We start from the raw sequence: 432 nt of genomic DNA, 5'->3' as shown, positions 1-432 counted from the left end.
ATACTGCCATATTGACGACTTTTATCAGCAATTCAAACCTGAGTTTGACGCTCATTTAATCGCAACGGGACACCAAAGGTTAAGAGCATGCCAGATAAGTGTAGCAGAGATTATGACCATCTTGGTACTGTTTCATCAATTACGTTATCGACAGTTTAAGGCGTTTTACTACCATCACATGCTTGGCATGATGAAACGGGCGTTTCCAAATCTGCCGAGCTACTCGCGATTTATAGAGCTTGTGCCGCGCAGTATCATGCCACTGTGCAGCTACTTGCAAAGCATGATGGGCGACTGTACGGGTATCAGCTATATTGATTCAACCAAGATAGCAGTTTGTCATAACAAGCGTATCTACCGTCATAAAGTCTTTAAGGGACTTGCAACCCGAGGCAAAAGCAGCATGGGCTGGTTCTATGGCTTTAAGCTGCA

1 protein-coding gene is annotated in these 432 nt (G+C 44.4%); it reads left to right on the top strand.

The window, feature by feature from the left end; translation table 11 throughout:
- Positions 1 to 432 (top strand): transposase (locus EI164_RS16735; RefSeq protein WP_318779575.1); only part of this gene is annotated, 432 nt, incomplete at both ends.

Origin of the sequence: Psychrobacter sp. FME13 (genome assembly GCF_014861395.1) — a bacterium.
GTDB lineage: Bacteria > Pseudomonadota > Gammaproteobacteria > Pseudomonadales > Moraxellaceae > Psychrobacter.
This window is presented reverse-complemented; position numbering and strand designations above follow the sequence as displayed.